Origin of the sequence: Pseudomonas sp. ML2-2023-3 (assembly GCF_037055275.1) — a bacterium.
Classification (GTDB): Bacteria; Pseudomonadota; Gammaproteobacteria; order Pseudomonadales; family Pseudomonadaceae; genus Aquipseudomonas.
Genome location: NZ_CP146343.1, coordinates 3,588,909 through 3,615,362 on the forward strand (window position 1 = coordinate 3,588,909; position 26,454 = coordinate 3,615,362).

Annotated in this window: 23 protein-coding genes and 2 pseudogenes; 15 read left to right on the top strand and 10 right to left on the bottom strand. The window is 55.7% G+C overall.

Annotated features, from left to right (window positions below; all coding sequences use genetic code 11):
• Nucleotides 1-173: 173 nt before the first annotated feature.
• The 5 genes and pseudogenes from V6P94_RS16470 to V6P94_RS16490 form a co-directional block, all read right to left on the bottom strand.
• Nucleotides 174-686, bottom strand: a pseudogene (locus V6P94_RS16470) (IS5 family transposase); the annotation flags it as partial.
• Nucleotides 687-774: 88 nt separating this feature from the next.
• Nucleotides 775-1,137 (bottom strand): annotated as a pseudogene (locus V6P94_RS16475) (transposase); the annotation flags it as partial.
• 19 nt (nucleotides 1,138-1,156) lie between these two features.
• Nucleotides 1,157-2,307, bottom strand: a protein-coding gene (locus V6P94_RS16480) for an IS3 family transposase (protein WP_338647729.1) whose coding sequence is annotated in 2 segments (ribosomal slippage) — nucleotides 1,157-2,073 and nucleotides 2,073-2,307 — 1,152 coding nt in all. Because the reading frame shifts where the segments join, the coding sequence is not laid out codon by codon here.
• A gap of 99 nt (nucleotides 2,308-2,406) precedes the next feature.
• A complete protein-coding gene (locus V6P94_RS16485; protein ID WP_338647731.1) occupies nucleotides 2,407-3,453 on the bottom strand; it encodes an alpha/beta fold hydrolase in 1,047 nt (348 codons plus the stop codon).
• Between the two features lie 450 nt (nucleotides 3,454-3,903).
• A complete protein-coding gene (locus V6P94_RS16490; RefSeq protein WP_219261785.1) occupies nucleotides 3,904-4,974 on the bottom strand; it encodes an SDR family oxidoreductase in 1,071 nt (356 codons plus the stop codon).
• 74 nt (nucleotides 4,975-5,048) lie between these two features.
• Here V6P94_RS16490 and V6P94_RS16495 point away from each other — a divergent pair, with 74 nt between their 5' ends.
• Nucleotides 5,049-5,438, top strand: a complete 390-nt coding sequence (locus V6P94_RS16495; RefSeq protein ID WP_219261784.1) for a MerR family transcriptional regulator — start codon at nucleotides 5,049-5,051, stop codon at nucleotides 5,436-5,438.
• Nucleotides 5,439-5,690: 252 nt separating this feature from the next.
• Nucleotides 5,691-6,853, top strand: a protein-coding gene (locus V6P94_RS16500; RefSeq protein WP_095019831.1) for an IS3 family transposase whose coding sequence is annotated in 2 segments (ribosomal slippage) — nucleotides 5,691-5,946 and nucleotides 5,946-6,853 — 1,164 coding nt in all. Because the reading frame shifts where the segments join, the coding sequence is not laid out codon by codon here.
• A 206-nt stretch (nucleotides 6,854-7,059) separates the two neighbouring features.
• Here the strand turns inward: V6P94_RS16500 and V6P94_RS16505 are convergent.
• The 4 genes from V6P94_RS16505 to tynA all read right to left on the bottom strand — a co-directional run bounded on the left by V6P94_RS16505 (nucleotide 7,060) and on the right by tynA (nucleotide 13,466).
• Nucleotides 7,060-7,467: a hypothetical protein gene (locus V6P94_RS16505; protein ID WP_338647734.1), complete on the bottom strand. Its 408-nt coding sequence runs from the start codon at nucleotides 7,465-7,467 to the stop codon at nucleotides 7,060-7,062.
• A gap of 365 nt (nucleotides 7,468-7,832) precedes the next feature.
• Nucleotides 7,833-9,422 (bottom strand): gamma-glutamyltransferase family protein, encoded by a 1,590-nt coding sequence (locus V6P94_RS16510; protein WP_219261782.1) that lies wholly within the window; start codon nucleotides 9,420-9,422, stop codon nucleotides 7,833-7,835.
• A gap of 16 nt (nucleotides 9,423-9,438) precedes the next feature.
• Nucleotides 9,439-10,716 (bottom strand): oxalate/formate MFS antiporter, encoded by a 1,278-nt coding sequence (oxlT, locus tag V6P94_RS16515; protein WP_219261781.1) that lies wholly within the window; start codon nucleotides 10,714-10,716, stop codon nucleotides 9,439-9,441.
• A gap of 479 nt (nucleotides 10,717-11,195) precedes the next feature.
• Entirely contained in the window at nucleotides 11,196-13,466 is a 2,271-nt protein-coding gene (gene tynA, locus V6P94_RS16520; protein ID WP_219261780.1) for a primary-amine oxidase, read from the bottom strand.
• 379 nt (nucleotides 13,467-13,845) lie between these two features.
• Here tynA and V6P94_RS16525 point away from each other — a divergent pair, with 379 nt between their 5' ends.
• A complete protein-coding gene (locus V6P94_RS16525; protein WP_338647738.1) occupies nucleotides 13,846-14,745 on the top strand; it encodes a helix-turn-helix domain-containing protein in 900 nt (299 codons plus the stop codon).
• A gap of 396 nt (nucleotides 14,746-15,141) precedes the next feature.
• Here V6P94_RS16525 and V6P94_RS16530 read toward each other — a convergent pair whose 3' ends face one another.
• Nucleotides 15,142-16,515 carry an IS1182 family transposase gene (locus V6P94_RS16530; RefSeq protein WP_338647741.1) on the bottom strand — a complete coding sequence of 458 codons (1,374 nt, stop codon included), beginning with the start codon at nucleotides 16,513-16,515 and terminating at the stop codon, nucleotides 15,142-15,144.
• Nucleotides 16,516-16,713: 198 nt separating this feature from the next.
• On the opposite strand from V6P94_RS16530, the gene V6P94_RS16535 reads away from it, so the two are divergent.
• The 12 genes from V6P94_RS16535 to V6P94_RS16590 all read left to right on the top strand — a co-directional run bounded on the left by V6P94_RS16535 (nucleotide 16,714) and on the right by V6P94_RS16590 (nucleotide 26,438).
• Nucleotides 16,714-17,061, top strand: coding sequence for a metalloregulator ArsR/SmtB family transcription factor (locus tag V6P94_RS16535; protein ID WP_326397844.1), 348 nt, complete (start codon nucleotides 16,714-16,716; stop codon nucleotides 17,059-17,061).
• A 22-nt stretch (nucleotides 17,062-17,083) separates the two neighbouring features.
• Nucleotides 17,084-18,367 carry an arsenic transporter gene (locus tag V6P94_RS16540; protein ID WP_326397843.1) on the top strand — a complete coding sequence of 428 codons (1,284 nt, stop codon included), beginning with the start codon at nucleotides 17,084-17,086 and terminating at the stop codon, nucleotides 18,365-18,367.
• 28 nt (nucleotides 18,368-18,395) lie between these two features.
• Nucleotides 18,396-18,866, top strand: a complete 471-nt coding sequence (locus tag V6P94_RS16545; RefSeq protein ID WP_326397842.1) for an arsenate reductase ArsC — start codon at nucleotides 18,396-18,398, stop codon at nucleotides 18,864-18,866.
• Between the two features lie 9 nt (nucleotides 18,867-18,875).
• Complete coding sequence (gene arsH, locus V6P94_RS16550) at nucleotides 18,876-19,574, top strand: arsenical resistance protein ArsH (protein WP_133078648.1); 699 nt, start codon at nucleotides 18,876-18,878, stop codon at nucleotides 19,572-19,574.
• A 256-nt stretch (nucleotides 19,575-19,830) separates the two neighbouring features.
• Entirely contained in the window at nucleotides 19,831-20,814 is a 984-nt protein-coding gene (locus V6P94_RS16555) for an AraC family transcriptional regulator (protein WP_219261775.1), read from the top strand.
• A 147-nt stretch (nucleotides 20,815-20,961) separates the two neighbouring features.
• Nucleotides 20,962-21,996: a DUF1254 domain-containing protein gene (locus tag V6P94_RS16560; protein ID WP_326397840.1), complete on the top strand. Its 1,035-nt coding sequence runs from the start codon at nucleotides 20,962-20,964 to the stop codon at nucleotides 21,994-21,996.
• A 50-nt stretch (nucleotides 21,997-22,046) separates the two neighbouring features.
• Nucleotides 22,047-22,892: a MipA/OmpV family protein gene (locus tag V6P94_RS16565; protein WP_326397839.1), complete on the top strand. Its 846-nt coding sequence runs from the start codon at nucleotides 22,047-22,049 to the stop codon at nucleotides 22,890-22,892.
• A 14-nt stretch (nucleotides 22,893-22,906) separates the two neighbouring features.
• On the top strand, nucleotides 22,907-23,722 hold the full coding sequence (locus V6P94_RS16570) for a phosphatase PAP2 family protein (protein WP_219261772.1): 816 nt from the start codon (nucleotides 22,907-22,909) through the stop codon (nucleotides 23,720-23,722).
• A gap of 16 nt (nucleotides 23,723-23,738) precedes the next feature.
• Nucleotides 23,739-24,506, top strand: a complete 768-nt coding sequence (locus V6P94_RS16575) for a hypothetical protein (RefSeq protein ID WP_405046692.1) — start codon at nucleotides 23,739-23,741, stop codon at nucleotides 24,504-24,506.
• 362 nt (nucleotides 24,507-24,868) lie between these two features.
• Nucleotides 24,869-25,411 (top strand): DUF3833 domain-containing protein, encoded by a 543-nt coding sequence (locus V6P94_RS16580; protein WP_326397837.1) that lies wholly within the window; start codon nucleotides 24,869-24,871, stop codon nucleotides 25,409-25,411.
• A complete protein-coding gene (locus tag V6P94_RS16585; RefSeq protein ID WP_133078642.1) occupies nucleotides 25,408-26,118 on the top strand; it encodes an SDR family NAD(P)-dependent oxidoreductase in 711 nt (236 codons plus the stop codon). The genes V6P94_RS16580 and V6P94_RS16585 overlap by 4 nt, the downstream gene beginning before the upstream one ends.
• Before the next feature lie 14 nt (nucleotides 26,119-26,132).
• Nucleotides 26,133-26,438 (top strand): DUF6482 family protein, encoded by a 306-nt coding sequence (locus V6P94_RS16590; RefSeq protein WP_219261769.1) that lies wholly within the window; start codon nucleotides 26,133-26,135, stop codon nucleotides 26,436-26,438.
• The last annotated feature ends 16 nt before the right edge of the window (nucleotides 26,439-26,454 follow it).

A 26,454-nucleotide genomic window follows, 5' to 3' on the forward strand; every position in this document is an offset into this window, starting at 1 on the left:
ACTGAAAACCTGAAGACGAAGATAGCTTTTTTCGTAGCTGATCCTTTTATCAAGGACTGTTGGGAGCGACTTCTCATCAAGGGCCGAGCACTAATGACCGTGCTCACAATGAGCCCGGATACATTAGCGCAAGCATGTTTTACCGTTCATCACGCTGGCTTGCGGGAGGTGGGCTGACCATACATCTTCGTCTGATGCATCTCTGGATCGCGTTTACCGTGCTCGTTTTTAGTCGAACTGGGCGCGTGGATAATCGTCGCATCGACGATGGTGCCCTGGCGCAGCGAGAGGCCTTTCTCCTGCAAATAACCGTTGATGACCGCCAGGATCGCCGGCGCCAACTTATGATTCTCCAGCAGGTGTCGGAAGTTCATGATCGTGGTGTCTTCAGGGATCGGCGCGCTCAGGGTCAAGTGCGCAAACTGGCGCATGGGCGTGATTTCATACAGCGCTTCTTCCATGGCAGGATCGCTCAGCGAGAACCAGTTTTGCAGCAAGTGAATGCGCAGCATGGTTTCCAGCGGATACGGTTTTCGGCCACCACCAGCCTTCGGATAATACGGCTCGATCAACGCCAGTAAACCGCTCCAGGGCACGACCTGATCCATCTCGGCGAGGAACCGTTCGCGGCGTGTTTGCTTGCGCTTGCCCGCGTATTCGAAATCGGAAAAGCTCATCTGGCTCATGACGCACTCGGGGCAGGTGGTGAGGCTGTATTTCAGCATACTTGGAGACTTGTTCGGAGTTTCCCTAGATCGTCCAGAACGAACCTTTTCAGGCCGACAGCGCCTTCATCAAACCATTAGCCCCCATGATTTTCATGACCCGTTTCAAGTTGTAGGCGAGAACGTTCAAGCTCATCTCTGCACTTACCCCTGCCAGCTTTCGCGTCAGGAAATGCGTTGCACCCATCCATTGTTTAAGCGTCCCGAAGGGATGCTCCACCGTCCGTTTACGGATTCGCATCATATCCGGCGCATTGCGCAGCCTGTCCTGCATTTCTTCCAGTACGGCCTCATGTTCCCAACGTCGGACCCGTCGCTCCGTGCTCGGTGTGCACTGCGACTTCAGCGCGCAGCCCTGGCATTTCGAACTCCAGTAACGGTGCAGCTTCAGACCTTTTTCAACGTAGGAGTAGTGAATCGCCCCGGGTTCTCTAGACACCTTGCAAGCTCATTGCGTAACGTTTTTCAAACTCTACCGGTGACAGCTGATTGTTGAAACCATGGCGGCGTTTTGCGTTGTAGAACATTTCGATGTAATCAAACACATCACTGCGAGCATCTTCCCGCGTGGTGTAGATTTTTCGCTTGATCCGTTCCCGTTTCAGAAGCTGGAAAAAGCTCTCGGCCACGGCGTTGTCATGACAATTGCCTCGGCGGCTCATGCTGGCAACCAAATTGTTTGCCTTCAAAAAACTGCGCCAATCGGAGCTGCTGTACTGGCTGCCCTGGTCGGAATGAACCATCACCTCTTGTTTCGGTTTTCGCCTCCAAACCGCCATCAATAACGCATCAATGGCCAAATCACTGGTCATCTGCGCCTTCATTGACCAGCCAATGACCTGACGAGAAAACAGATCCAGCACCACCGCCAAATACAACCAACCTTCATACGTACGAATGTAGGTGATGTCGGTGACCCAAATTTTGTTAGGTTCTACGACATCGAACTGGCGCTTCAGTAAATTGGGTGAGGCGACCGCTGGCTTACCGCCGTATTTGCCAGGACGGCGTCGATACCCTGTCTGAGAGCGCAGACCTTCAAGACGCATCAGCCTCGCCACACGATGCCGACCACAAGCTTCACCGACCTCGCGCAGGTCGTCATGGATTTTGCGATAGCCATAAACTCCGCCGCTCTCCAGCCACGAGTGCTTGATCAAACCCAGCAATCGCTGGTCGTCTTTAGCGCGTGCAGATTGCGGCTCAGACAACCAAGCGTAATAACCACTGGGATGGACTTTCAGCGTCAGGCAAAGCCGTCGAATGGAATAGTCGCCCGCGCGCTGCTTGATAAAGGCGTACTTCAGCCGCACTCCTTGGCAAAGTACGCGGCGGCCTTTTTTAAGATGTCTCGCTCTTCAGTGACCCGCTTGAGTTCCGCTCGCAGACGACGCAGTTCAGCGTGCTGATCGTCGTCTTGCTGCCGTTTTGCCTGAGGTTTGCTGTAGCGCTTTATCCAGGCATAGAGGCTATGCGTCGACACGCCAAGACGCGCCGCCACATCAGCGACAGGCAGCTTCTTTTCGGTCACTTGATTGACCGCTTGGATTTTGAATTCTTCGGGATAACGTGGGTTGCTCATGGCACCTCCTGATTGGCCTCAGTTTAAGGCATGGAAGTGTCTACGAAACCCGGGGCGATTCATTTCAGGCCCCCACTAAATGAGTAGCGTATCCGCTTTTTAGCGTGCCTCAGTTACGCCCGCTCTTGCATGAACCCACTCGGTTATCGTTTCAAGGGCACCAGGGGCGTAGGCATGACGGCCTTCCATCAGGAATCTCAGCGTGGTTAGCCAGGGCCATTCGCTGGTTAGTTGCGTGTTGTAGGGAACCGCCCTCAGGAGTCCATGACTTGCATCCGGTATGACTTCAATCCGGTTTGCGGGATGGTTGCCCCCTACAGTCTTTCGGTAAATATCTGCATTGACTTCAGGATTTACATTCAGATCGTCCGCCCCCCACAACGCAAGCACTGGAATCTCGAGTTCTTTCAAATCATGGGTTGCATCTTCATGAAGACTTCGGCGCACAAAAGCCCACCGCTCCGGGCTCATACCGCCCGGAAGGGCTACTGGCGGCACTTGTGAAGAGGCAAACAAACGTTCGTCATCTGCGGCCATCTCCGCCATCACTCGTTCAATGTCAGGCTCAGGCATCCCTGAGCGCTGCAACCGCGTCCTGGTGTAATAGTCTCCTTGCCGTTGCCAGGATACGGCGCCTCCAACCAGTACAAGAAAGTCCGCACTATTCGTCGTAAGGCGGGGTAGTACCCAACCGGCTTGCGAAAACCCAAGAGCACCAACAGGGATCCCTTGTAACTTGTTGCGCAGGGTAGAAATCGCGCTGCGCACGTTAACAGAGCGGTCAGCCATCGACTGATTGAGCCAGTTCCCCTGCGAATCCCCAATGCCCGGTTTATCCCACGATACAACCGCAATGCCTGCATCAAGAAGAGCGTTGATGAGTGGATCGTAACCCTGCTGCGATGTGCGATCTTGCGGGCCATCCCCGTGAACCAGAACGACTGCCGCAGTTGCAGTTTGGTCAGGAAGCCAGAGCGTTCCCGCCAGGAGCAGTCCATTGGCTTCGAATCTAAAAGGCTCACTTACTCTGCGATCCAGCCCATAAGTGTCAAGACGCGAGAGAACTACAAAAGCGATTGCCAGGATGAGGCAAACGACGGAAATCAACCATCCGCGATTACGCTTCGTCCAGATTACTTTATGCATCGTCACTACCTTTTCGTTTCATGAGCTCAGGCCAGCTGGCCCAAATCGTCAGCGCCAGACGAAGCAGAGCTTATGGTTCGTGACTGCAATGTTTTACGCAAGGACGGGAGCGCTCTTGCCGGTCAGGCTAACCCCAATTTATTCGGCCTCGAAACTGCTCGGCGCTCCGTCCTTGCCAGGCCCCAGCCATGTGCGGCGCCCGTCATTACGAATGATCCCACCAACCCAAGTGTTTATTGAGGCATTTGAGCGTTAGTTAAACATCCCCTCAAGCTAGAGGCGACGATGCACCCTGCTCTCACAGCATAGTATCCACATGACTCGACAAGGGCCGACTTCAAGCACGATGGTTGCACTTCCAAGTTGATGAATCCGCATTACTTACCTTAGAAAGGTCCATTTAATTGGGGCTGAGAACTATGTCGTCCCCCAAAGGATAAGTCAGAGGGCTTAGCCCTTGGCTATGCAATATGAGTTGACGAACGTTGCAGTGTGCTGCAAAGACTGACGTATATCTGGCTTGGCTATTCCATACCTGTTGGCAAATTGCTCGACCGCCGCCGTATCAAAACGAGTGGTCTGAATGAAATCCAAGGCTTCGGGCTTTGTATTCAACATCCGCGCGACGGGAGGAATTCTCAGTAGTAACTTCAGCAATCGGAGTGAAATATGATGTTTGGGAGACTTTATGCCCAAAGGCTGTGCCAACTGTGCCAAGAGTTCTCGCAAATTGGGCGTTTGGTCATCAAGCGCCAGTAGTTCCTGACCAACCATGGCAGGATCAAAAGCACAAACCGCCACCAGTTCAACCAGGTAATCCACGGTGACCAGTGGCAGCCAATGCTTGGCCGTACCAGGCACTGCAGTCAGCTTTCCCTGCACAAGGTTGCGTATCAGCTCCACTAGCGGCTGACCGTCAACGATATGCCCCGTGCGGCTGTGCCCACAGACCGTCGAGGGGTGGACAACGGTAATCTCCCCACCCAGGGCGGACATGATTTCCAAGGTCGCAAAATGCGCTTCCAGCTTGCTCGCCTCGTAACCACCGACATGCAGGTAGACGGCAGGCCAATTCGTCCGCTCCGGATAACGAGGATCAATTCCGATTCGTTGCAGATGTTCATGGTTTTTCAGCATGTAGCCGCCGATCATCACTAACCGGCTCTTTTGCTCAGCCGCCAGCAGCGCAACGCGCTTTGCCCCTTCTACGTTCACCGCACGAGATTGCTCGACTGAAAGCCCCCAAGCGAAGTGTGCGCCCAGGTGGAATACGACGCTGGCGTGCCTTAGCACTTCTCGATCAGCAAGGCTCAGCCCTAGTTCGTCCCGTTCCAGATCGCCAGCTACGGCAAATACCCGGGTCGCACACCCGCCCAATTTGTCGATTTTCTCCCGCAGTTCAACTAGTCGCTCCGGGCGGCGCATCAACACCCTAATGGTGTGACCTTTTGCACTCAGGTACGCCACTAAATGTTGACCGATGAAACCGGTACCCCCCGTGACAAAGCACTCCACGCTCATTTCCCTGTTCCTTGTTCAAGTTGAGGAACCAAGCGTAAACTATCGACCAAACTCTATGGTCAAGCGGTGTTTTCATGAAAATCGGCGAACTCGAGGCCCGCAGCGGTGCCAGCCGCCATACGCTACGTTACTACGAGCAAATCGGCCTGATCTCACCGCAGCGGCGAACTAACAACTATCGCGATTACACAGCGCAAACTCTGCAGGATCTGGACTTTATCAAGCGCGCGCAAAGCATGGGGTTTTCCTTGGGGGAAATAGGCGAGATTCTGGATGCGCAGCGGAATAAGCTGATCGATTGTGCTGACGGGGCCAAGCTAATTGAAAAAAAGATGGCAGAAGTCAAACAGAAAATCGCCAACCTTCAAAGTATTTATCGGTACCTGGATGAAGAGCGTGCAAACCTCGAAGCCAGTGCTGCCAAACAACTTGAGCTTCAGCAGTTGAACAACTCTTCCAACTGAACGGTCAGCATCTAGAGCTTCGGAAGCTGCAGCCTGCTTTAAGTTTCAAGCCCCCTTAAGCATTTTCTAAAGCCTTCTGGCCAGGTCATGGAAAGCAAACATCCGCCCAAAAGACCTTGCATGGTTAAACCGGCGCCCATCCATGCGGCACCAACTCGATAATCTGTATCCGTCCGGCGGTGGCCAATTGTAGTGGTCTAATGAAACCGGACACCCTTTTAGGCGAGAATACTCGCCAGATCGAGGTGTCAGATGACCAAACAACGCCGTACCTTTTCCGCTGAATTCAAACGCGAGGCTGCCGACCTCGTGCTCAAGCAAAACTACAGCTTCATCGAAGCCAGTCGTTCACTGAGTGTTGGTGAGTCGGCGCTGCGCCGCTGGGTCGACCAGCTTCAGCAAGAGCGCACCGGCGTCACGCCCCAGAGCAAGGCCCTGACACCAGAGCAGCAAAAAATCCAGGAGTTGGAAGCTCGGATTGCTCGCCTCGAGCGCGAGAAATCAATATTAAAAAAGGCTACCGCGCTCTTGATGTCGGAAGATCTCGAGCGTACGCGCTGATCAATCAGCTAAGCGTCCATGAGCCTGTTGACTGCTTGTGCGAGGCGTTTGAGGTCGCTCGTTCGGGGTACTACGCGCATCGTCTAAGGCGGCGAACACCAGATGTTGAGCGGCTCAGGCTGCGTAGCCGAGTGAGCGAGTTGTTCACCCAGGGCCGAAGTGCTCCCGGCAGTCGAAGCATCACGTTGATGATGCAAGAAGAAGGTGAGCAAATTGGACGGTTTAAGGTACGCAGGCTGATGCGTGAGCTGGAGTTGGTCAGCAAGCAGCCAGGATCACACGCCTATAAAAAGGCGACAGTCGAGCGGCCGGATATCCCAAATATATTGAACCGAGAATTTGATGTCGAAGCGCCCAACCAGGTCTGGTGCGGCGACATCACCTACATCTGGGCACAGGGGAAATGGCACTACCTTGCGGTTGTCATGGATCTTTACGCTCGCCGAGTGGTGGGCTGGGCGTTATCAGAAAAGCCGGATGCAGACTTGGTGATCAAGGCGTTGGATGTGGCTTACGAGCAGCGTGGCAAGCCGCAAGGCCTGCTATTTCACTCAGACCAGGGATCCCAATATGGCAGCCGCAACTTTCGCCAGCGGCTGTGGCGTTATCGCATGCGTCAGAGTATGAGCCGCCGAGGAAACTGCTGGGATAATGCGCCGATGGAGCGGGTTTTTCGCAGCTTGAAAACAGAGTGGATACCAACCACTGGCTACATGACCGGCCACCAGGCTCAGAGAGATATTAGCCAGTACCTGATGCATCACTACAACTGGATCCGACCTCATCAATTTAACGATGGATTGGCCCCAGCGAAAACGGAAGAAAAACTCAAAACCGTGTCCGGGATGAGTTGACCACTACAAATAGCAGCCCGTCACGGAGGCCAGCTCTCGGCCAATTGCCGCCCATCGTGCCAGACAGCTCTTGCTCCTTTCCAGCCCGAAGTCGGTCACTTAGCTGAGCCAATTGTTCAAAACCCATTATTCAGTTCACCGCTTCAAGGTTGATCCAGCTAATGCCACAGCAATGGGGGCCGCAGCATGAGTGCGAAGAGTTTTAATTACTCGACCTTCTTGTCAGGCAGTGGGATCGCATGAATTTCGTCAAACATAGCGGTAGCCTCTGAAGCAGCATAAACAATGTATTTCATATCACTCTCTTTGCTATTGACTTCATAAATATCACAAAGAAGACTTCTATTGTCCTTGGGTAACGCTACAGGCGACCAAGATGAAGGGCTCTTGAAGTTATACTCAGGGCCTTTGTACGTCAAAGACCTTATGCCGACTACGACTCGCTTATATTGTTGTCTATCAGATCTTTTGGAGGTTTCATAGTCACCTATAAATGCCCCTAAAGAACCAGAGACAACATCTATGCACGCCCTGTCTAGCTCGGTCTCATAATCAGCAATCGCATAGGCTCCAACGCTGCCATGATTGGAATAGAATTTTTGGCGCGGTGACAATTTCTCTTCTGGATACTGGGGGGGTATATTTATCACCCTCGAAATAGTATTCGATGTACCCTCGAGAAATATCTACCCTGTTATATGTGCTTCTCTTTTTTATCACGTCTTCGAACGTATACCAGCGCTGCTCAATTAGTTTATGCTCGACTTCTAACCCACTCGCCAAAACCTTTAAAGAAAGCACGGAGCTTAACAAGACAGATGCAATCAAAATACTTTTCACGAGCTCACCCAAGGCATGATTTTTAAATTTTTATTTATTTTAATCAGTGCGCGATAGATTTGTAAATTTATCTAATAGAAAAATCAACCTCGTCGCGCCATGCTTCAGTCGCTGGCTTTCGCTAACCCACATTCAGTTGTCAATAACCGGCAGCAGCTCCATTGCCCCTCGGGTCAAATGCACCTTCAAATGATCCATTAACGAGCCGAACCGCTGCTCCCGCGTGGCCCATGGTCTCGGAAAAAGGATTCAATACCTCTACTTCGTGCCCTCGACGCTTGAGCTCATTCAAAACTTCATCGTTAAAACGCGACTCCATTTTCAATGTGTCGGAACTTTCACCCCAGGTACGCCCTAGCAACCAGCGCGGTGCCGTCACGGCTTGCTGTAACGGCTGACCAAATACGGCGTAGCGACTGAACACAGCAGCTTGCGTCTGCGGTTGTCCATCACCGCCCATGGTGCCGTAAACCATGGTGCTTCCATCCTTCAGGCGTGCTGCAGCAGGATTGAGGGTATGGAAAGGCTTCTTTCCGGGTTTCAGGGTCAAAAGGTGCTGCGGATCCAGGCTGAATGAAGCCCCCCTGTTCTGCCAGTTCAGCCCAGATTCTGGCAGCACGATGCCGCTGCCGAATTCGTGATAAATACTCTGGATGAACGATACGGCTAGCCCGTCGTTATCGATCACACCCATCCAGACGGTGTCGCCGGGGCCTTTGCCTTCGCCCCAAGGCGCGGCTTTCTGAGGGTTGATTTGTGCCGCAAGTGCTTGCAGGTAGGCTGGATCGAGACAGCTTTGCGGGTCGATCGTCATATGCTCAGGATCGGTAATATGGGCGTCGCGTACAGCAAAGGCCAATTTGGTCGCTTCGACCAAGGTATGGACATGATCAGCCCCGTCCGCAGAGTAATGACCAAGACCGGCATGGTCGGCAATGCCCAGGATCAGTTGCGATACCAGTCCCTGGCTGGGCGGTATCAGGTTGTAGACGGTGCCAGCACTGTGCTCCAACTCCAGAGGGCGTACGCGCCTGGCTCGGTAGTTGGCCAAATCCTCACGGGTGACCGGTGCGCCCAGCGCGCTCAAGTCTTTGGCTATAGAGTCGGCCAATGTACCCCGGTAGAAGCTGTCCAGACCTGTTTCGGCGAGTGTGAGCAAGGTGGCTGCCAGGCGCGGCTGCCTGAACAGGCTACCTGCCTCAGGTGCAGCACCGTTGTGCAAAAAGGTTTCGGCAAATCCCGGGATGCCTTGCAGTTCGGCTTGTTTGCTGGAAGTAGCCAGATGCTGCGACGGGGTGGTGGGGATCCCGGCGTACGCGTAGTGGATGGCATCCTCCAGCAGGCGTGGCAACGGGATTTTTCCACCCAGCTCAGACGCTACGACCAGCGCTTCCTGCCAACCGCCAACGGTGCCCGCGACGGTGACTGCGGCGTCGGCACCACGTGTCGGGATCTTGCTCATGCCGTCGTATCGAGAGAGCGTCGCCAGGCTACCCGCCGGGCCGCTGGCGTCGATTGCGAGTGGCGCGCCTTGAGCTGGCACAATCAACCAGAAACCGTCGCCCCCAAGGCTATTCATATGAGGATAAACCACGGCGATCGTGGCAGCCGCTGCGACCATGGCCTCGATGGCGTTGCCGCCTTCGCGCAAAACGGCCAGGGCTGATTGTGCCGCCAGACTATGAGGGGCTACGGCTATTCCGCGGGCAGCAAGGGTAGTGTTCAACATACGATTTATCCTTTATTCAAGACTTCATAGCGTGCTTGGCGATCCAATTGGCGCGCATGCGTTTAAGGACGAAAAAGGCGAGCCCGGCGGTAATGATGTCGAAGCTGATGGCAACAGCAAAAACCGGGTACCAGCTGTCGGTACTTTGGTGCAGAAGCGCAGCAACCGGGCCACCAAAAATCGAACCGATTCCTTGCGCCATGTACAGGAAGCCATAGTTGGTGGTGGCGTGACGTGTACCGAAGGTGTCAGTCAGGGTCGAAGGAAACAGCGAGAAAATTTCGCCCCAGCCCAGGAACACAACGCCAGAGAGCAGGACAAACAGCACTGGGTTATCGCTGGTCAGCAGCCAAAGGGTCATGGCGATACCTTCGAAGAAGAACGCGAAGGCCATGGTGTTCTCGCGGCCGTAGCGGTCGGAGATCCAGCCAAACAGCGGCCGTGTCAGGCCATTGCATATCCGGTCGATGGTCAGGGCTAGTGGCAAGGCAGCCATACCCATCACCATCACGGACGTCATTCCAAAGTCCTCGGCGAAACTGGCCATTTGCGAAGTGACCATCAGGCCTGACGTCGACATCATGGTAAACATGGCAAACATCAGCCAGAACACAGGTGTCTTGAGCACTTCGCGCGGTGGCACATCGACTACGATTTGTTTCGTTTTCGGCAGTGGATCATCACTCTGCGATGTCGGGGGTTGGCGCAGAAAGCGCGATGCCACCAGCCCCACAAGCCCTAACGCCAGACCGAAGGTCAGCATTGTGGTTTCCATGCCTGCACTTTTCAGACTGTTGCTGATAGGAAAGGTGGTGATCATGGCGCCCATGCCATACCCGGCAGCCACAGCCCCGGCGGCAAGGCCGCGGCGATCAGGGAACCAGCGCACCATCAGGCCGATGATGCCGACATAAACGATTCCGGTACCCAGGCCCCCGACCACTCCGTAGCTCAGGTAAAGCATGCTCAGCGACGAGGCCTGGCTGGCCAGAATCCAACTGAGGCCCGACAGCGCACAACCGAGACCCACGAGTGTACGAATACCAAAACGATCGACCAGATAACCCTGTACTGGCGAAAAGAAGGTCTGCAGGATAATCAATAATGAAAAGGTTATTTGAACCTGCGCCAGCGAAACACCCAGTTTTTCAGTGAGGGGGGCGGTGAAAAGTGTCCAGACATATTGCGGGCTGGAAATAGCCATCATACAAATAACACCAATGACCAACTGATAGCCACGGGCACTGAATAACTCAACCCTGGTGCTTTCTGCTAAGTATTGTTCTCTATTCATTGGACCGCACTCGCAACTAAGTTAATGTCACAATGATTGAGAGCAAACCGCATGCCAAAAGCTTTAAGTGCCGAGATATAAAAGCCATTCGCCTGACACTTAATAATTAGCAGGCACAATTAATTATTCCGCTATCGCCGCAGAAAATAAAAATCAAACAGGCACTTAATAATAAATCATGAAGGGTTTTAATATTATAGTTATGAATACAGGACATCTATCCCTGGAAGGTCATAATGTATCGCCTAACGGACATACTTGATCTTTGCGATTTTCGGTCGGGTTTTTCATGCGAGACGGTGGTGCAAAGAGTTATGAGTTGCACCATGTTGGCGCCATTTAATTGAATATCTGGCAAGAGTGAAAACGTACGTGAGGCCTCAGCACGCGCCGCAACAATCTGGCTGGGTAAGGATTACCTGTGACGACCACAACCAGGGGGAAACCTCTGTAGCTGAAAACGGCTACAGAGGCTGCGCTTATTTCGGTGAGTTGAGGTTCAGTGTGGGTGTCTCGTCGAAGAAGTTCCAAGGCTTGAGCAGTACGTGCACCCATTCGGTTGGCATGATCGGCCACTCCTCTGCGCGAGCCACGTGAGTGGTACCAGTGGTAAGCCACACCACATTGTCACTGCTTTCGATCGATTGGTTGTTGGCTGTGAATAGGCCCAGACCGGTATCCGTTGCAGAGCGATTCGGGTATTTACCTTCTGGATAGCGCTCCAGAGGATCGTAACGGGTCACCCATATCTGCTTGTCCATGAAACTCAGTCGATGGTACAGCCATTCGTCGCTACCGAAATTGGCGCCCTTGGCCACAGGGTGAGTCCCACCTGCATAAGGGATCAATTGGTAGGACACCGGGTATCCCATCTTGTTTTCCTTACTCGTGTTGCTGATCAGGCGAATAGTCGCGGGATCGAATTTTTGTGCAGCTTGCTGCTCAGTGCTGACCACCTTTTGGTCAATCTGCATGGTGCTGGAGCGCGGCCCGCCGCGGTCATTTTTGGCAACGACGGGATTAAGTTCGACCAGCGAGTTGTTTTCGCCATCTACGTCCATGTCCAGGCGGAAATTGTAGATGTGTTGGTGAGTGGTGCCGACAATGTTGTGGTCGATCAAGGTACCGTAGCGAGTGTCCTCTTTGGCAGTGGCGTCATGAATGGTGCTGGACTTCACACCTTTGACTGCCTCGATGCCAGTTGCACCTGCGTCGATACCGATCACACCGTTCTCCTGGAAGACCCAGTCAAAAATGTAGTCATAATTGCCGACGGTGCTGATCCATCGAATGACCAGTTCCCGGCGCTCGGTGCTGAGGTTGGGTTGGCCCATTTCCTGATGCTTGTATTCAGGTCCCGCATAGCGTTCGAATATCGCCATCGCGCGGGGGATATTGACGGGCGATCCGGCATAGTCGGCGATGGTCGCGTCAACAAACACCGCGTTCTGAGGCGCATCCTTGCCAGGCTGGATCTGGGAAGTGAGAGTCCCCATGCCGTAGTCTCCGGAATCGAGATAGGCTTTGAAGTACCAGCCCACGTCTGGATCTCCATAGGGCACGATCATGCCGCCCAGATTCCCTTCGTACATGACTTTGCGCTTCTTGCCCTGATCGTTATAGGTGACCGTGGAAATCACCGGGCCTACCCGCGAATCGAGTGCCAAATGCAGGTCCCAGTTTTGCCAGTGAATGCTGTTGCCGGTGATCGTGTAGTTCTTGCCCTCGGGTTCGATGATCTCCAGTGGCTTGACGGTCGCCGCTTTACGCCCTCGCCCGTCGTAAGGCGTAGGTTTCATTGGCACCGGCACTATCACTCCATCTTCGATCTTGATCACGCTCTTGGTTTCCAGGTCGACGACGGCCACCAGGTTTTCGATCGGATGAGCCCAGTAGTTGCCATCGCCAACATCCAGATAGCTGACCACCTTAAGCAGACGCTGGTCCTGAACAAGGCCGTCTTTGCCATCAAAGTAGCCCACAGTGAGCGGCGTAGTGACGACCTTCTTGACGTCTTTGATGCCACGTTTGGCCAGCGCCTGAGCATATTCAGTGCTGCCTTCTATGACAGACTGCACAGTCGCGAAGTCGTCCAGCAAGACCATCCCGTGAACATTCCTGGTCGGTTCCCAACTCAGGAGTTTTTTGCTGCCCAGGTCGACCACGGCTTCGACGACGTGCCTGCCATCGAGCACGGTCACATCGGCCTCGCGAGATTGGCTTACGGGCTTTCCGGTATAGATAAAGTCCCAGACTTCGCTCTTTTTCGGCCCCCGGAGCGATATTGCCGTGAACCGGAAGTCTTTTTTAGAGTGCTCCGAAGCTTTGATCACCTCGACCGCCAACTTGATTTCGTCTGCACTCAAAGCATTAAGTGGATGAGGCCGGGTTTCGACGCTAAACGTTTTATCCAGGCCCGACTGGAATACTTCATTGATGAAGTTATTCGACATCAGTGCAGTATTTTTTTTGAAAACCACCGGAACGCTAAGCTCCAGTCTTTTGCCGTTAAGCATCGCCACTTTGCTGTTCGGCTTTACCTTGATATATGCCCCATCCTTGGAAATAACGAAGAGATTGGCGTAGTCGTCCCATTTCACAGTGGCCCCAAAATTTTCCAGGGTCGACTTCAGGGGCACCATCTGCGCTGCGCCGCCATGTGCATGGGCGGTCGAGGCAAGGCCGGCAAGGGCTAAAGCCAAGGCCAGCGGAGCTAAATTAAATTGACGGCGTTTGAGTGTATGACTCATCAGTGAAGTCCTTAAAGTGCCCAGTAAAGTAATGAGGCATGTTTCTTTCGCCAACGGTTTTCTTGTTCAATTTTGCGGGCGAGCCAAACAGCGTTCTATGCATGAGAGCGAAGTAGTCGGGAGCCAGCAGGCACAATCACTGTAAGGCGAAGTTGTTGGCGTCCTTTAACACAAATTGGCAATTCATCACGCCAGGGGCCGGCAGTGATAGTTGCGCCAGAGCGGCGCACTAACTTGACGCAGGCATGCTGCAAGTTGGTGCTTTAAATGGCACTACTTGGTCCTTCAGCACGTATTGGGGGGGGATTTTATTGGCATAACGCTTGCTAACAATTTGTAACATTCACCCGTTACAGAGTCCTGCCCGTAGAGGTTCCGCGTGCGTCAATCCCTTCATACAACCGATATTTTCGAGCATGCCAACGCATTGCCAGGCTGGCGTCAGCGCTATGACCAGCTCAGCTGCGGCCGCCTCCAAGGTTGGCTGGATGTGATCCAGGCGGGTGAAGTTCAGCTGTTTCGTGAGCGTCTCAATCAGCAGGTTATCCAGCACATCTGTCTACCGCGCAATGCGGTCAACATATTGTTTCCGCTGGCTTGGCCTGCTGTGGATTATCAAGGGACGATGGCGGAAAAATGCGCAACAGTTTTGCTGCCGAACGACGAATATCGCGTCTTCACACCCGCTGGCATGGATGTGCTGTGCATGTCGATTCCCTATGCAACGTTACGCGGGCTGCTGGACGAAGCGGTGCTCGATGCATTGATGCAACTGGATCGGCCGAAACGCGTGTGCCTGCGAACACACCGCATGGCCCCTGGCATAGTGATGTTCAAGGCTTTGATGGAGGGCTCGCCGACCAGCTCGACATGGCAGTCGCTGACTCTCATGGCCGTAGAGTGGTTGGAGCGAGTGACTGATGCACCTCAGGAAACGCCGCGGCCTGGTACCCACAATTACATCGTTGAACGCTGTCATCAGTGGTTGATTGAAGAACCCGCAACGCCAACGAACGTGCTTGAGTTTTGTCGACGTTTGAAGGTGTCACGACGCACACTTCAATATAGTTTTCAGTCGGTGGCCGCGGTTACACCTGTGCAGTATCTGCGGTCGGTTCGCTTGAACGGTGCGCGCCGCGCATTGAAAGAGGACCCATATGCAAGCATTGCCGATATCGCCGAACGTTGGGGGTTTGGCCACTCGAGTTATTTCACCCTGGAATATCAGAAACTGTTTAACGAGTTACCGTCGGCTTTGCGCTGTCTTGAGCGAAGGTAACGCCTGCCATAGTGGCTCGCACATCACAGCTGCAGTGTCTTGGCCAAAGGCTGTAGTTGCGAACTGCGCGCCTGATCCCCGGTACTCTTTTATTCAAGCCACGCAGGATAAATAAGCGCAAACCGCTGACTTACCCAGCCGACAAAGCATGTACCTGCGGAGCAAGATGCGTTCTGCTCGGGTACAACACGGACGTATGGGTCGTCAGCAGCCGGGAGCGAACGTCCGCTGTTGGCCGATTCTGTTGAAAAAGTCGGATTTTCTAATGGCCTGAACTCAGGCACGACAACCACCGGAGAACCTACTCACCACATTGAGTGGTTTTTCGGCCCTTCGGTGACCTTTGCTGCTCTGTTATTGGGTTAATTTGAGGTTTTTTGCTTGGTGCAGGTGCACCTATCCCGTGACTGGTGGCCCTTGAGATGAAAATTTGGCCAGCCGTCGCAGGTTCTGCACCGCAGCGGCCAGCGTGAATTCATCCGTCGCGCCACTCATGCCACGTAGCCGCAGGCGATCCAATTTCAGGATGCGCTTGAGGTGGGCAAACAACATTTCGACCTTTTTACGTTCGTGGCGAGAGCGCTGATATGCCGGCGTTGCTGCAATGCGCCGAGCCACATCGCGAGCGGCTTCATGGACGCTGCGAGCGATCTTGCGGAACGCAGTGTTCGGGCAGCACTTGGCTTTCATCGGACACGTAGCGCAATCGGTCTGCCGGGATCGGAAGATGATGGTGTTGGCTTTGGTGACGTGTGAACGCTCATTCTTGAAGGCTCGCCATTCGCTGCGCAATGGGTTGCCGGCTGGGCAGCGGTATTCCTCAGCCTCTTCATTCCAGTAGAAATCGTTACTCGAAAAGCTGTCGTTCTTGCGCTCGGTTTTGTCCCACACCGGCACATGCGGCTCGATGTCTTTTTCCTCCACCATCCAGGCCAGCATCGGCGCGGTACCGTAAGCGGTGTCGCCAATGAGGCGTTCCGGCTTGATGTCGAACTGCGCTTCGACCCGGTCGATCATCGTCTTGGTGCTCTCGACTTCTGCGGTTCGATGAGCCGGTGTGGGTTCCACATCCATGATCACGCCGTGCTCGGTATCGATCAGATAATTCGTGGAGTAAGCGTAGAACGCTGGGCCACCTGGTGCTGCGGTCCAGCGGGCTTGAGGATCAGTCAGCGATAGGCGCTTCGGTAGCGTTTCGGCCAGAGCCTCTTCATCGAGGGCATCAAGGTACTCGCGCACGGCGCGGGTGCTCAGGGCCGGATCGCTCCAGTTGACCGGCTCATCACCCGGTACACCGCGCTGCCGGCTGGCATCCGCCTTGATGATGCTGGCGTCCACGGCAAAGCCTTCACCTTTGACCAAGCCTGCGTCCATGCAACGACGCAGCACTTCATTGAACAGCCAGCGAAACAGATCGCTGTCCCGAAAACGGCCGTGTCGGTTTTTGGAAAAGGTCGAGTGATTGGGGACTTCATCTTCAAGGCTCAATCGGCAGAACCAGCGATACGCCAGGTTCAAATGGGCCTCTTCGCACAACCGCCGTTCGGAGCGGATGCCGTAGCAGTAGCCGACGATCAGCATGCGGATCATCAGTTCAGGATCAATCGACGGACGTCCAATCGGGCTATAGAAATCGGCGAGGTAATGGCGCAGGTCGCTCAGATCGAGACACCGATCAATGCTGCGCAGAAGGTGATTGGCTGGGATGTGATCTTCAAGGTTGAACGAGTAAAACAGTCGCTCCTGCCCACTCGATAACTGTCCCATCATGCTGTGTGATCCCCCTCCGGCCAATGCAGAGATTTTGCCGCAGGCCAGTCAGGGGAGCTACTTTTTCAACAAAATCGGCCGTAAGCAGCCCTCAGTGACAGGCTGCTTACGGCCAAAATCAGACCGTAAGAAGTTTTTTTCTTGCTAGTTATATATGGATATACGTATATTCGGTATTCCATATGTAGCGAGCCTCTCATGATCACTCCCACCGAACTCTTCAAGAGCCTGGCCGATGAAACCCGCGTGCGCGCGACCCTGCTGATTGCCGATCAAGGTGAGTTGTGCGTGTGTGAATTGATGTGCGCCCTTGATGAAATCCAGCCAAAAATCAGCCGCCACCTGGCGCAATTGCGCAGCAATGGTTTGCTGCTTGATCGTCGTCAGGGCCAATGGGTCTATTACCGCCTCAATCCGGATTTTCCGGCCTGGGTTCACGACATCTTGCAAGTGACGTCCAGGGCCAACGCCGATTGGCTCAAGGATAACGCCGCCCGTCTACAAAACATGGATGGCCGTCCGGTTCGCGAAGCGACCTGCTGCTGACCCCGGATCAAGTGAGTCTTGAATGTTTGTCGCTATCGCTGTTTTCGTCTTCACACTCGTGCTGGTCATCTGGCAACCCAAAGGCCTCGGCGTCGGCTGGAGCGCTACCCTCGGCGCAATGACAGCGCTGGCGGTTGGTGTCGTCTCGCTACATGACATTCCTGCGGTGTGGGCCATCGTCTGGAACGCGACCGCCACGTTTATCGCGGTGATTATCATCAGTCTGCTGCTGGATGAAGCCGGCTTCTTCGAATGGGCTGCGCTGCATGTTGCGCGCTGGGCGAAAGGCAGTGGTTACCGCTTGTTCGCGTTTTGTGTACTGCTCGGGGCGGCAGTGTCGGCGGTTTTTGCCAACGACGGCGCGGCGCTGATCCTCACTCCCATCGTCATGTCGATGCTGATCGCACTGCGCTTTTCAGCTGCCGCAACCCTGGCGTTCGTTATGGCTGCAGGCTTCATTGCCGACACCGCGAGCCTGCCACTGATAGTGTCCAATCTGGTGAACATAGTCTCCGCTGACTATTTCAAACTGGGCTTTGCCGAATACGCGTCGGTGATGGTGCCGGTAAGCCTGGCCAGTGTCGCCGCGACCTTGCTGGTGCTCTTTGTCTACTTTCGCAAAGACCTGCCGCACCACTATGCGACGGATGCGTTACAGGAACCCAAAGCAGCGATCCGCGATCGCGCGACGTTCATCGTCGGTGGCTGGACGCTGTTGATCCTGCTGGTAGGGCTGTTCGCCCTGGAACCGCTGGGCATCCCGGTGAGCGCTGTGGCTGCGGTCTGTGCGGCAATCCTGTTAGGCGTCGCCGCCAAGGGCCACAAAATCTCGACACGTCGCGTGCTGAGGGATGCTCCGTGGCAGATCGTAGTGTTTTCACTGGGCATGTATCTAGTGGTATATGGCCTGAAGAATGCCGGACTGACGGACCTTCTCTCCGAACTGCTCAACCGCCTCGCTGAACAGGGAATATGGAGCGCCACCCTCGGCACGGGGCTGCTGTCTGCGCTGATGTCGTCGGTGATGAACAACATGCCCAGCGTGCTGATCGGCGCGCTGTCGATTCAGGCCAGCGATGCGCAAGGGCTGATTCGCCAAGCGATGATCTACGCCAATGTCATCGGCTGCGACCTGGGCCCGAAAATCACCCCCATCGGCAGTCTGGCCACGTTGCTCTGGCTGCATGTGCTGGAGCGCAAAGGCCTGCGCATCACCTGGGGTTACTACTTCAAGGTCGGCGTCGTGCTTACCCTCCCGGTGTTGCTGATTACCCTGTCGGCGCTGGCCCTGCGCCTCAGTCTTTGATGTCCGCCCAATGCGCAAGGAAAACCCCATGCGAGTCCTGTTTATGTGTACCGCCAACAGCTGCCGCAGCATCCTTTCAGAAGGCATGTTCAATCACCTGGCACCGCCGGGATTCGAAGCGGTGAGTGCTGGCAGCTTCCCCAAAGGCCAGGTACTACCGCGCAGCCTGACTACCTTGCAACAGGCCGGTATCTCGATTGACGGCCTGCACAGCAAAGGCAATGACGCCTTCGAAGGCAATCCGCCGGACATCGTCATTACCGTTTGCGACAAAGCCGCTGGTGAAACCTGTCCGGTGTATTTCGGCCCGGCGCTAAAGTCCCACTGGGGGTTAGAGGATCCCTCCGAAGTGACGGCTGACGAAGCGGCAATTGACGCTGCCTTTCGCGCCACCCTGGCGCACATCGAACGACGATGCCGGGCCTTTCTTGATCTACCGTTTACCCGTCTCAGCCGCGACGAACTGAAAACCGAGCTCGACCGCATCGGCGTGCTTTAAGGAGGATATATGTCCGAACATCTGCCTAACCTCGACTCCACCCTGTTCGATCATTCCGGGCCATTGCTGATCGAGGGGCACAAACCGCGCATCCTGCTTCTCTACGGCTCGACCCGAGAGCGCTCTTTCAGTCGCCTATTGGTCGAAGAGGCCGAACGCCTGCTCGAACACTTCGGTGCCGAAACGCGCATCTTCAACCCGTCCGGTCTGCCCCTGCCTGACGATGTGCCAGTCGACCATCCCAAAGTGCAGGAGCTGCGCGATCTGGTGTTATGGTCCGAAGGCCAGGTCTGGTGTTCGCCGGAACGTCACGGCGCGATGTCGGCGGTGTTCAAGGCGCAGATCGACTGGATCCCGCTGGAGCTTGGCGCCGTAAGACCCACCCAGGGCAAGACACTGGCGGTGATGCAGGTGTGCGGCGGCTCGCAGTCGTTCAACGTGGTCAATCAACTGCGCGTGCTGGGTCGCTGGATGCGCATGTTCACCCTCCCCAATCAGTCTTCAGTTCCGAAGGCGTATATGGAATTCGATGAGGCCGGACGGATGAAAGCCTCTGCGTACTACGACCGCGTCGTCGATGTGATGGAAGAGCTTGTGAAGTTCACTGTTCTGCTGCGCGATCGGCAAGATTTTTTGGTAGATCGCTACTCGGAACGCAAAGAATCGGCTGAGCAACTGATGGCGCGTGTTAACCAGCGTTCAATTTGAGAAGGTGGCATGTCTTTTGAGTTAAAAAAACGGAGCGATTCAGTTCGCACAGCCGCCTTTTTCTCTTTGGCGATGCTTGCTGCTTGAAACCCGTCTGCACGCGCTACGGTGCGGTGTGAATGTCGAAAATCGATGATCGAAAGTCGTGGCTCCTGTACTGTCAACAGCGCGACTTTGGCAAAATGTTTGCCCGCTTTTACATGCGTCCCAAAACGGTTCTCAAGTGCATTGCCTTTAAAAACAGGTGCGGATACCAATGACGAATGCCAGGCCGGCCATCAGACTCAGCACACTTAGGCAAATAGCCCCCTACCTGAGCATGCGCGGGGTTTCGCCGCTGGAGTTCTTTCGGCGTTTTGGTATTTCCCCCCATGTTTTTCAAAACCCTGAAGCCTGGGTACCGCGAGCGGACTGTTTTCATATTGCCAACAAAATGGCCGCTATCGCGCAGGATCCCTTCGGCGGGGGGATGATCGGGCACCTCACAGATGTGCGCTCAACCGGCATGTGGGGCGAGTTGATATTGGGCTCGACCAACCTCGCTCAGGCTTGTGCAGCTGCGGCAGTCCATACGGATTTGTTACATCAGGGAAGCGAAGTCAGAATTATCACCGAAGGCCGCACGACGAAACTGATCCAGCACTTTACCGGGCACCACGGGGCTGATCCCAAGCAGGTCATTTTCGGCACACTGGCGGTACTTCGAAAAGTGCCGCTCATGTCCGGTGCGGCTGGTGCCATACGCGTGCATCTGAAAAACCCGAGAGAGCGCGGCGACGAGGCGCTGGAAGAATACCTGGGCCCGAACCTCGTCATGAACGCCGAGTACAACATGATCGAATTCGATCGTGAGTTGCTCGAAATCCCCCTGCAACCTGTAAAAGATGTCGCCTGGAAAATCACCCAGGCCTTGAAGTCGACCGCTGACGCCGCTGACGTGCTCGCCCGGCAGATAGCGGATCAGGAACTCTCCAAGCTGACGACTATTTCAAGAAAGATCGGGTTGTCTGTTCGAACCTTGCAGCGTCGACTTGAACATTGCGGCATCGACTTCGATGCTCTGCGTGACGAGACACGTCGCAGTGAAGCCCTTAAGTTGATTGCCACCGGCAGATACAGCGCGACTGAAGTTGCCTATATGGTCGGCTATAGCGATCCAGCGCACTTTACGCGGGCCTTCAAGCGCTGGACCGGGAGCCCGCCGTCGCGTTATCGCGCCCTGTTGAAACAAGACCTCTAACCCCCCTCCCCTAAATATTCCTCCCCTTTCCAAAGGCGCGTTCGCGTGCCTGCTCACTTTGTTTTTGGCACCAAATGGCAAGTTTGGGTCAAGGCGTTCTTATACAGTCGAAAAATTAACGCCCACTTATAAAAGCAAGAGGTTTAAATGTCCCATTCGTCCACGGCCTGCATCTTCGCAATAGCGCTGGCAGCGTTCGGAAGTGCCAACGCACAGTCGCACTCGGATGCGTCGATACCGGTGGGTGTAGATAATTTTGCCCGTGCCGAGTCCGACCTCTACTTGGGGAAAATGGTCGCGACTGGCAGTTTGGGCCGGTTTGTTCATACCCGCGAAGCGGTGCCCATCGACGCCCAGAATGTGGTCCGGATGAATCGGGACACGCTCTATTCGTCTGCGGTTTTCGATCTCGATGCAGGCCCCGTCACGATCATCTTGCCTGAGGCCGCCGGACGGTTCATGTCGATGGCGGTGGTCAATGAAGATCACTACGTTCCTATCGTCACTTACGGCGCCGGCCGCCAGACACTGACGAAAGAGGCAGTCGGTACACGTTATGTGTTTGTCGCTGTGCGCACGTTCTTCGATCCCACGGATCGCAAAGACCTTGAAAAGGTACATGCGCTGCAAGACGCAATCACCGTCAGCCAGGCCAAGGTGGGGGAATTCGTGGTTCCGAAGTGGGACCAGGCCAGCCAGACAAAAGTGCGTGATGCCCTGGAGGTCCTGGGTTCGACTATTCCCGATTACAACCAGTCCTTTGGTCCCAAGGGCACGGTCAATCCCGTTCACCACCTTATCGGCACTGCCACAGGGTGGGGCGGCAACCCGGCCAAAGACGCCATTTACCTTGGCGGCGTGATGCCTGAGAACGATGGCAAAACCATTTACCGGCTCAACGTGGGAGATGTCCCCGTCAACGGTTTCTGGTCTGTCAGTGTTTACAACGCAGAGGGTTACTTCCAGAAAAACCCTTACGAGGCTTATTCGCTGAACAACTTAACGGCCAAGAAAAATGATGACGGCTCGATTGTCATCCAGTTCGGTGGCTGTGACGGAAAGATCCCTAACTGCCTGCCTACTCCGCCCGGCTGGAACTATACGGTCCGTCTTTATCAACCGAGTGACCCGATATTGAACGGCCAGTGGCTTTTCCCAAAACCGCAGCCCGTCGCCCTCTAAATCAGCCATTAACTAAAAGTTCTGACGTCTTGCACCAAAGGAAACAATCAATGACGACCATCGGTGGTTCAAGCTTTTTCAAGCATCCAGCTCAGTTCATAACGGGGGCGACCCTCGCCCTCGCGATGGCACTGCCTGCACACGCCGACGACTCAGGCAGCGAGCCGTCTGTCACAGTCGGTGGCGGACTCGCCGTCGGCCCCTTGTACGAAGGCTCTTCACACTACGCCGCGTTCCCGTCCCTAAAACTCAAGGCGGTTTTGCCTACTGAAAACTGGGGCAAGTTTACCGCCTCATTCCCGGACGGCCTGCGCTGGGACTTGCCAGGATTGTCCCCTTTCGGGATCGCCCTGTTGCTGGGTTACGACCAGGGTCGCAAGGAAAGAATCCACACGCTGGGCGGTCGCGATGACTACCTGAGGGGAATGGGTAATCTGGACAGCACTGCGCTTGTCGGGGCGGAAGCGTATTGGGTCTTGCCGGGCGGTCGTCTGTTTGTTCGTGGCCTGCAAGCTAGCCAGAGCCGCAATTACGGTGGCGAAAGCCTTGGGCGTACCGCGTTCCTGGAAGCCGGTTTCGCCACAACCTACGCGCTGTCTTCAACATTGACCCTGGACTCGACCCTGTACGGCACCTGGAGCAATGAGAAAGACATGATGGCGCGCTTCGGCGTCACCGCCCAACAAGCGGCGCGAACCGGCTTCGACGAATACCACCCCGGTGGTGGCATGCGGGACGTGACCTTGAAGCTGGGCCTCACGTGGCAATGGCAACCACAGTTGGCGCTGGAAGGCGGCATCAAGACCTACGCCCTGGTCTCCGACGCCCGCAACAGCCCGCTGACGGGTGAGAGCGTGGGCGCAGGCGCCTATCTGAATGCCCTTTACCGGTTTTGATAAGGGAACACTCGATGAAAACAGTACATAAGCAACTGGGGCTGGCGGGCCTGCTCTGGTCGGGGCTGGTGCTTGCCGACGATGCTGCCACCAAGGTCACGGACCCTCACTTCAAGCTGGCCCCAGGCTATCTACCTTCAGCAGACCTGCCCCTGGGCCTGGCGTTGCTGGGCGCCCCGCCAAAGCCCGACTCTGCGGCGCTGGCACGGGATGAGGAAGCACGGCGAGCAGCGCTGTCGCTACGCGGTACGGCCCGGGAGAAACTCGCTGCGACGGATGCGGAGCTGTCATTCCCGGGCCCGGCCAACGCATTCTCCTGCGCGATGGGTACGCCGATCACCGAGAAAAACACACCGCATCTTTATACCTTGATGCAGCGCACCCTGTCGGATGCGGGCGGCTCCACCTATGCCGGGAAGAATGCCTACAACCGCACCCGACCATTCGTGGCACACAACGAAGGAACCTGCCGCAAAGACATGGAACCGCTGCTGCGCACGGATGGCTCCTGGCCTTCCGGCCACTCCGCAGCCGGTTGGGCCTGGGGGCTGTTGCTGGCCGAGATACAGCCTGCGCGTGCAACCGAGTTGATGACCCGCGGGTTGTCATTCGGCCAGAGCCGGGTCATCTGCGACGCTCACTGGCAGAGCGACGTCGATGCAGGCCGCATCATGGGCGCTGCGACGGTGGCGAGCCTGCACAGCAATCCGACGTTCCTGGCGGATATGGCGGCCGCCAAGGAAGAGGTCAAGGCCGCGCAAAAAGCCGGTTTGAAGCCTGCACAGGACTGTGCGGCCGAGGCCGTGGCGCTCTCGCTGACCCAGCACTGATCGGGAAAACACCATCATGTACAGTGACAACACCCGCTCGGCTTTGCGGCGCAAGCACGCACGTCTGGCACTACTGGCTGGCGCCTTCATCGCAGCCGGGCCCGCGATGGCGGCAGACAACGAAGACTGGACGTTCAACGGCGGACCTTACCTATGGGGTGCTGGCATTCGTGGACACGTGGGTCATGGCAGTACTGGCACCCAGTTCATCAAATCCGATTTCTCCGACATCGCCAAGACGGTCGATATGTCGGTGATGCTGATGGGTGAGGCGCGTCGAGGCCCCTACAGCGTGCTCGCCGACCTGATGTACATCGACACCGACACCCGCAACCACCTGCCTGGGGGCGCCAAACTTGAGGTAGAAAGCAAGACAGCCTCCGGGTTCCTGGGTGGCGGCTACACAGTGCTGGGTGATGATAATCGTCGACTGGATGTCGCCGGTGGCGTGCGTGTCTGGTACAGCGGCACCACCCTCACCTTCCATGGTGGCCCCCTTGGTGGCTTGTCGGGCTCTGACAATGCGACATGGGCAGACGCGATGGCAGGCCTGCGCGGGCACTATGCCGTGAACGATCGATTCTGGTTGTCATCCTGGGGGATGGCGGGCGCCGGGCAGTCCCGGGAAGACTGGGACCTGGCAGCGCTGGCAGGCTGGGAGTTTTCCCCCGGGTTTTCGGCGGTGGCCGGTTACCGGGCGATGGGGGTTAATTATCGTCATGACGGCTTTGTCTACGACATTGTCCAGAAGGGGCCGTTGCTGGGTATTAGTGGGCGATTCTGAGCCGCTCATCCTAAAGCTCCCACACAGCACAATCAGCTATCCGAGCAACCTCACATCTCTGCGTTGTGAGGTTTTCGCGTGCGCACAAAAAAGATTATTGATTCATTGTCAGGTGTTTTTTTTCAGCCTATCTTGATCAAAACCTATACAAAATATTTATCGCGTATAGGTATTTGGCTATAGAGATGAATTCGGTCATGGCTTCCTCTGTAATGCCGGGCGCCTTGGGTGATAGTCGACGACGCGGCAGGAATTCCTGCCGCTCTTGCAACGACGACAAACCTGTACGCGGGCTGCCAGCCGTACAGGGCTCTGGTTCGAAACTTCACCTTCACCACCTGTGAACTTCAGGGAGTAAGGCAATGACCCGATTTCTGCTGTTATTGGCCCTGGCACTCAGCGTCGCGAGCTGCTCCAGTGTGGATGTCGCCCGTTATACGGATCAGCAACCGGCATTGGATCTGGAGCGTTTTTTCAGCCAGCCCGTCAAAGCCTGGGGGATGTTTCAGAAACGCAGCGGTGAGGTTGCCAAGCGTTTCGAGGTCAACATCGCCAGCCGACGCGAGGGCAACAACCTGATTCTCGACGAGCGCTTCCTTTACAGCGACGGTACTCGCCAGCGCCGCGTGTGGGTCCTCACCCCTGAGGGCCAAGGGCGCTGGAGCGGTCGTGCGGATGATGTGGTGGGTGTCGCCAAGGGCCAAGTCGCTGGAAACACCTTGCACTGGCGTTATCGCCTGAACCTGCCAGTCGGCGACTCAACCTACGAAATGAGCATGGACGACTGGATGTACTTGATGGACGAGGACACGCTGATCAACCGCACCACTATGTCCAAGTTCGGGGTAGAGGTCGGCCAGGTGACGTTATTCTTCCGTCGCCAGGGCACGGGAGCGAGCCAATGAACCGGCCCTGGACCATGGCCTCCCTCGGCGACGGTTATCGCGCGCTGGTCATCGGCGCCAGTGGGGCCCTTGGCACGGCTTTTTGCGAACAGCTCAGACAGGATCCGCGCTGTGCCGGAGTTCGCGCCCTGGGGCGCCAGACCGTTCCCGAACTGGACCTTGAGCGCCCCGACACGATTGCCAGCGCCGCCACCGAACTGGCAGCCGAAGCGCCCTATCAACTGATCGTGCACGCTGCCGGCCTGCTCCATCGCGACCGGATAAAGCCGGAAAAAAGCTTCAGCGCGATCGAACAGGAGGCGCTGCAGGCCGTCTTTCAAGTGAATACGCTGGGCCCGGCGCTGGTATTGCGCCACTTTCTGCCGCTGCTCGAACCTCGGGGAGCGATGGCAATGCTTTCGGCCAAGGTCGGGAGCATTGGCGACAACCGTTTGGGCGGCTGGTACGCCTATCGCGCCTCCAAGGCGGCGCTGAACATGCTGATCAAGACCGCCGCCATTGAACTGGCCCGCACTCGCCCGCAGAGCCGTTTGCTCAGCCTGCACCCGGGCACGGTTGTGTCAGGGTTGTCGCAACCTTTCCGCGGAGCCTGCAACGCCCGTCCGGCAGAGGTTGCCGCTGCCCAATTACTGACCTTGATTGACCAGTTGACGCCGGCCGACAGCGGCCATTTCTTTGCCTACGATGGAGAACGCCTGCCCTGGTAGGCAAGGAGTGAAACATGAACCTGCAAACCCTCACCGAACGTGCGGCCAACAGCGAAATACGCGAGCTGGAGCTGCTGTCAATCGAAGGTGGATTTTATCTGGCACGGGTCCGTCAGGATCACGGCCAGTTCACCTTGCTGGATGATGCGGCCCAGCCAATGCACCTGCGTTCGATCGCCCACCTGCGAGAATTGCTGCACGCCGTACCGGCATTTCCTTGCGTACTGGTGCAGCAATGCGTGCACGACGAAATGTGCGGCCGGGATGCAGGGCCTGTCGAGGCGCTGCGCATTCCGTTTTCGCTCACCATGCCATTGTGATTTGAACCACGCCGAG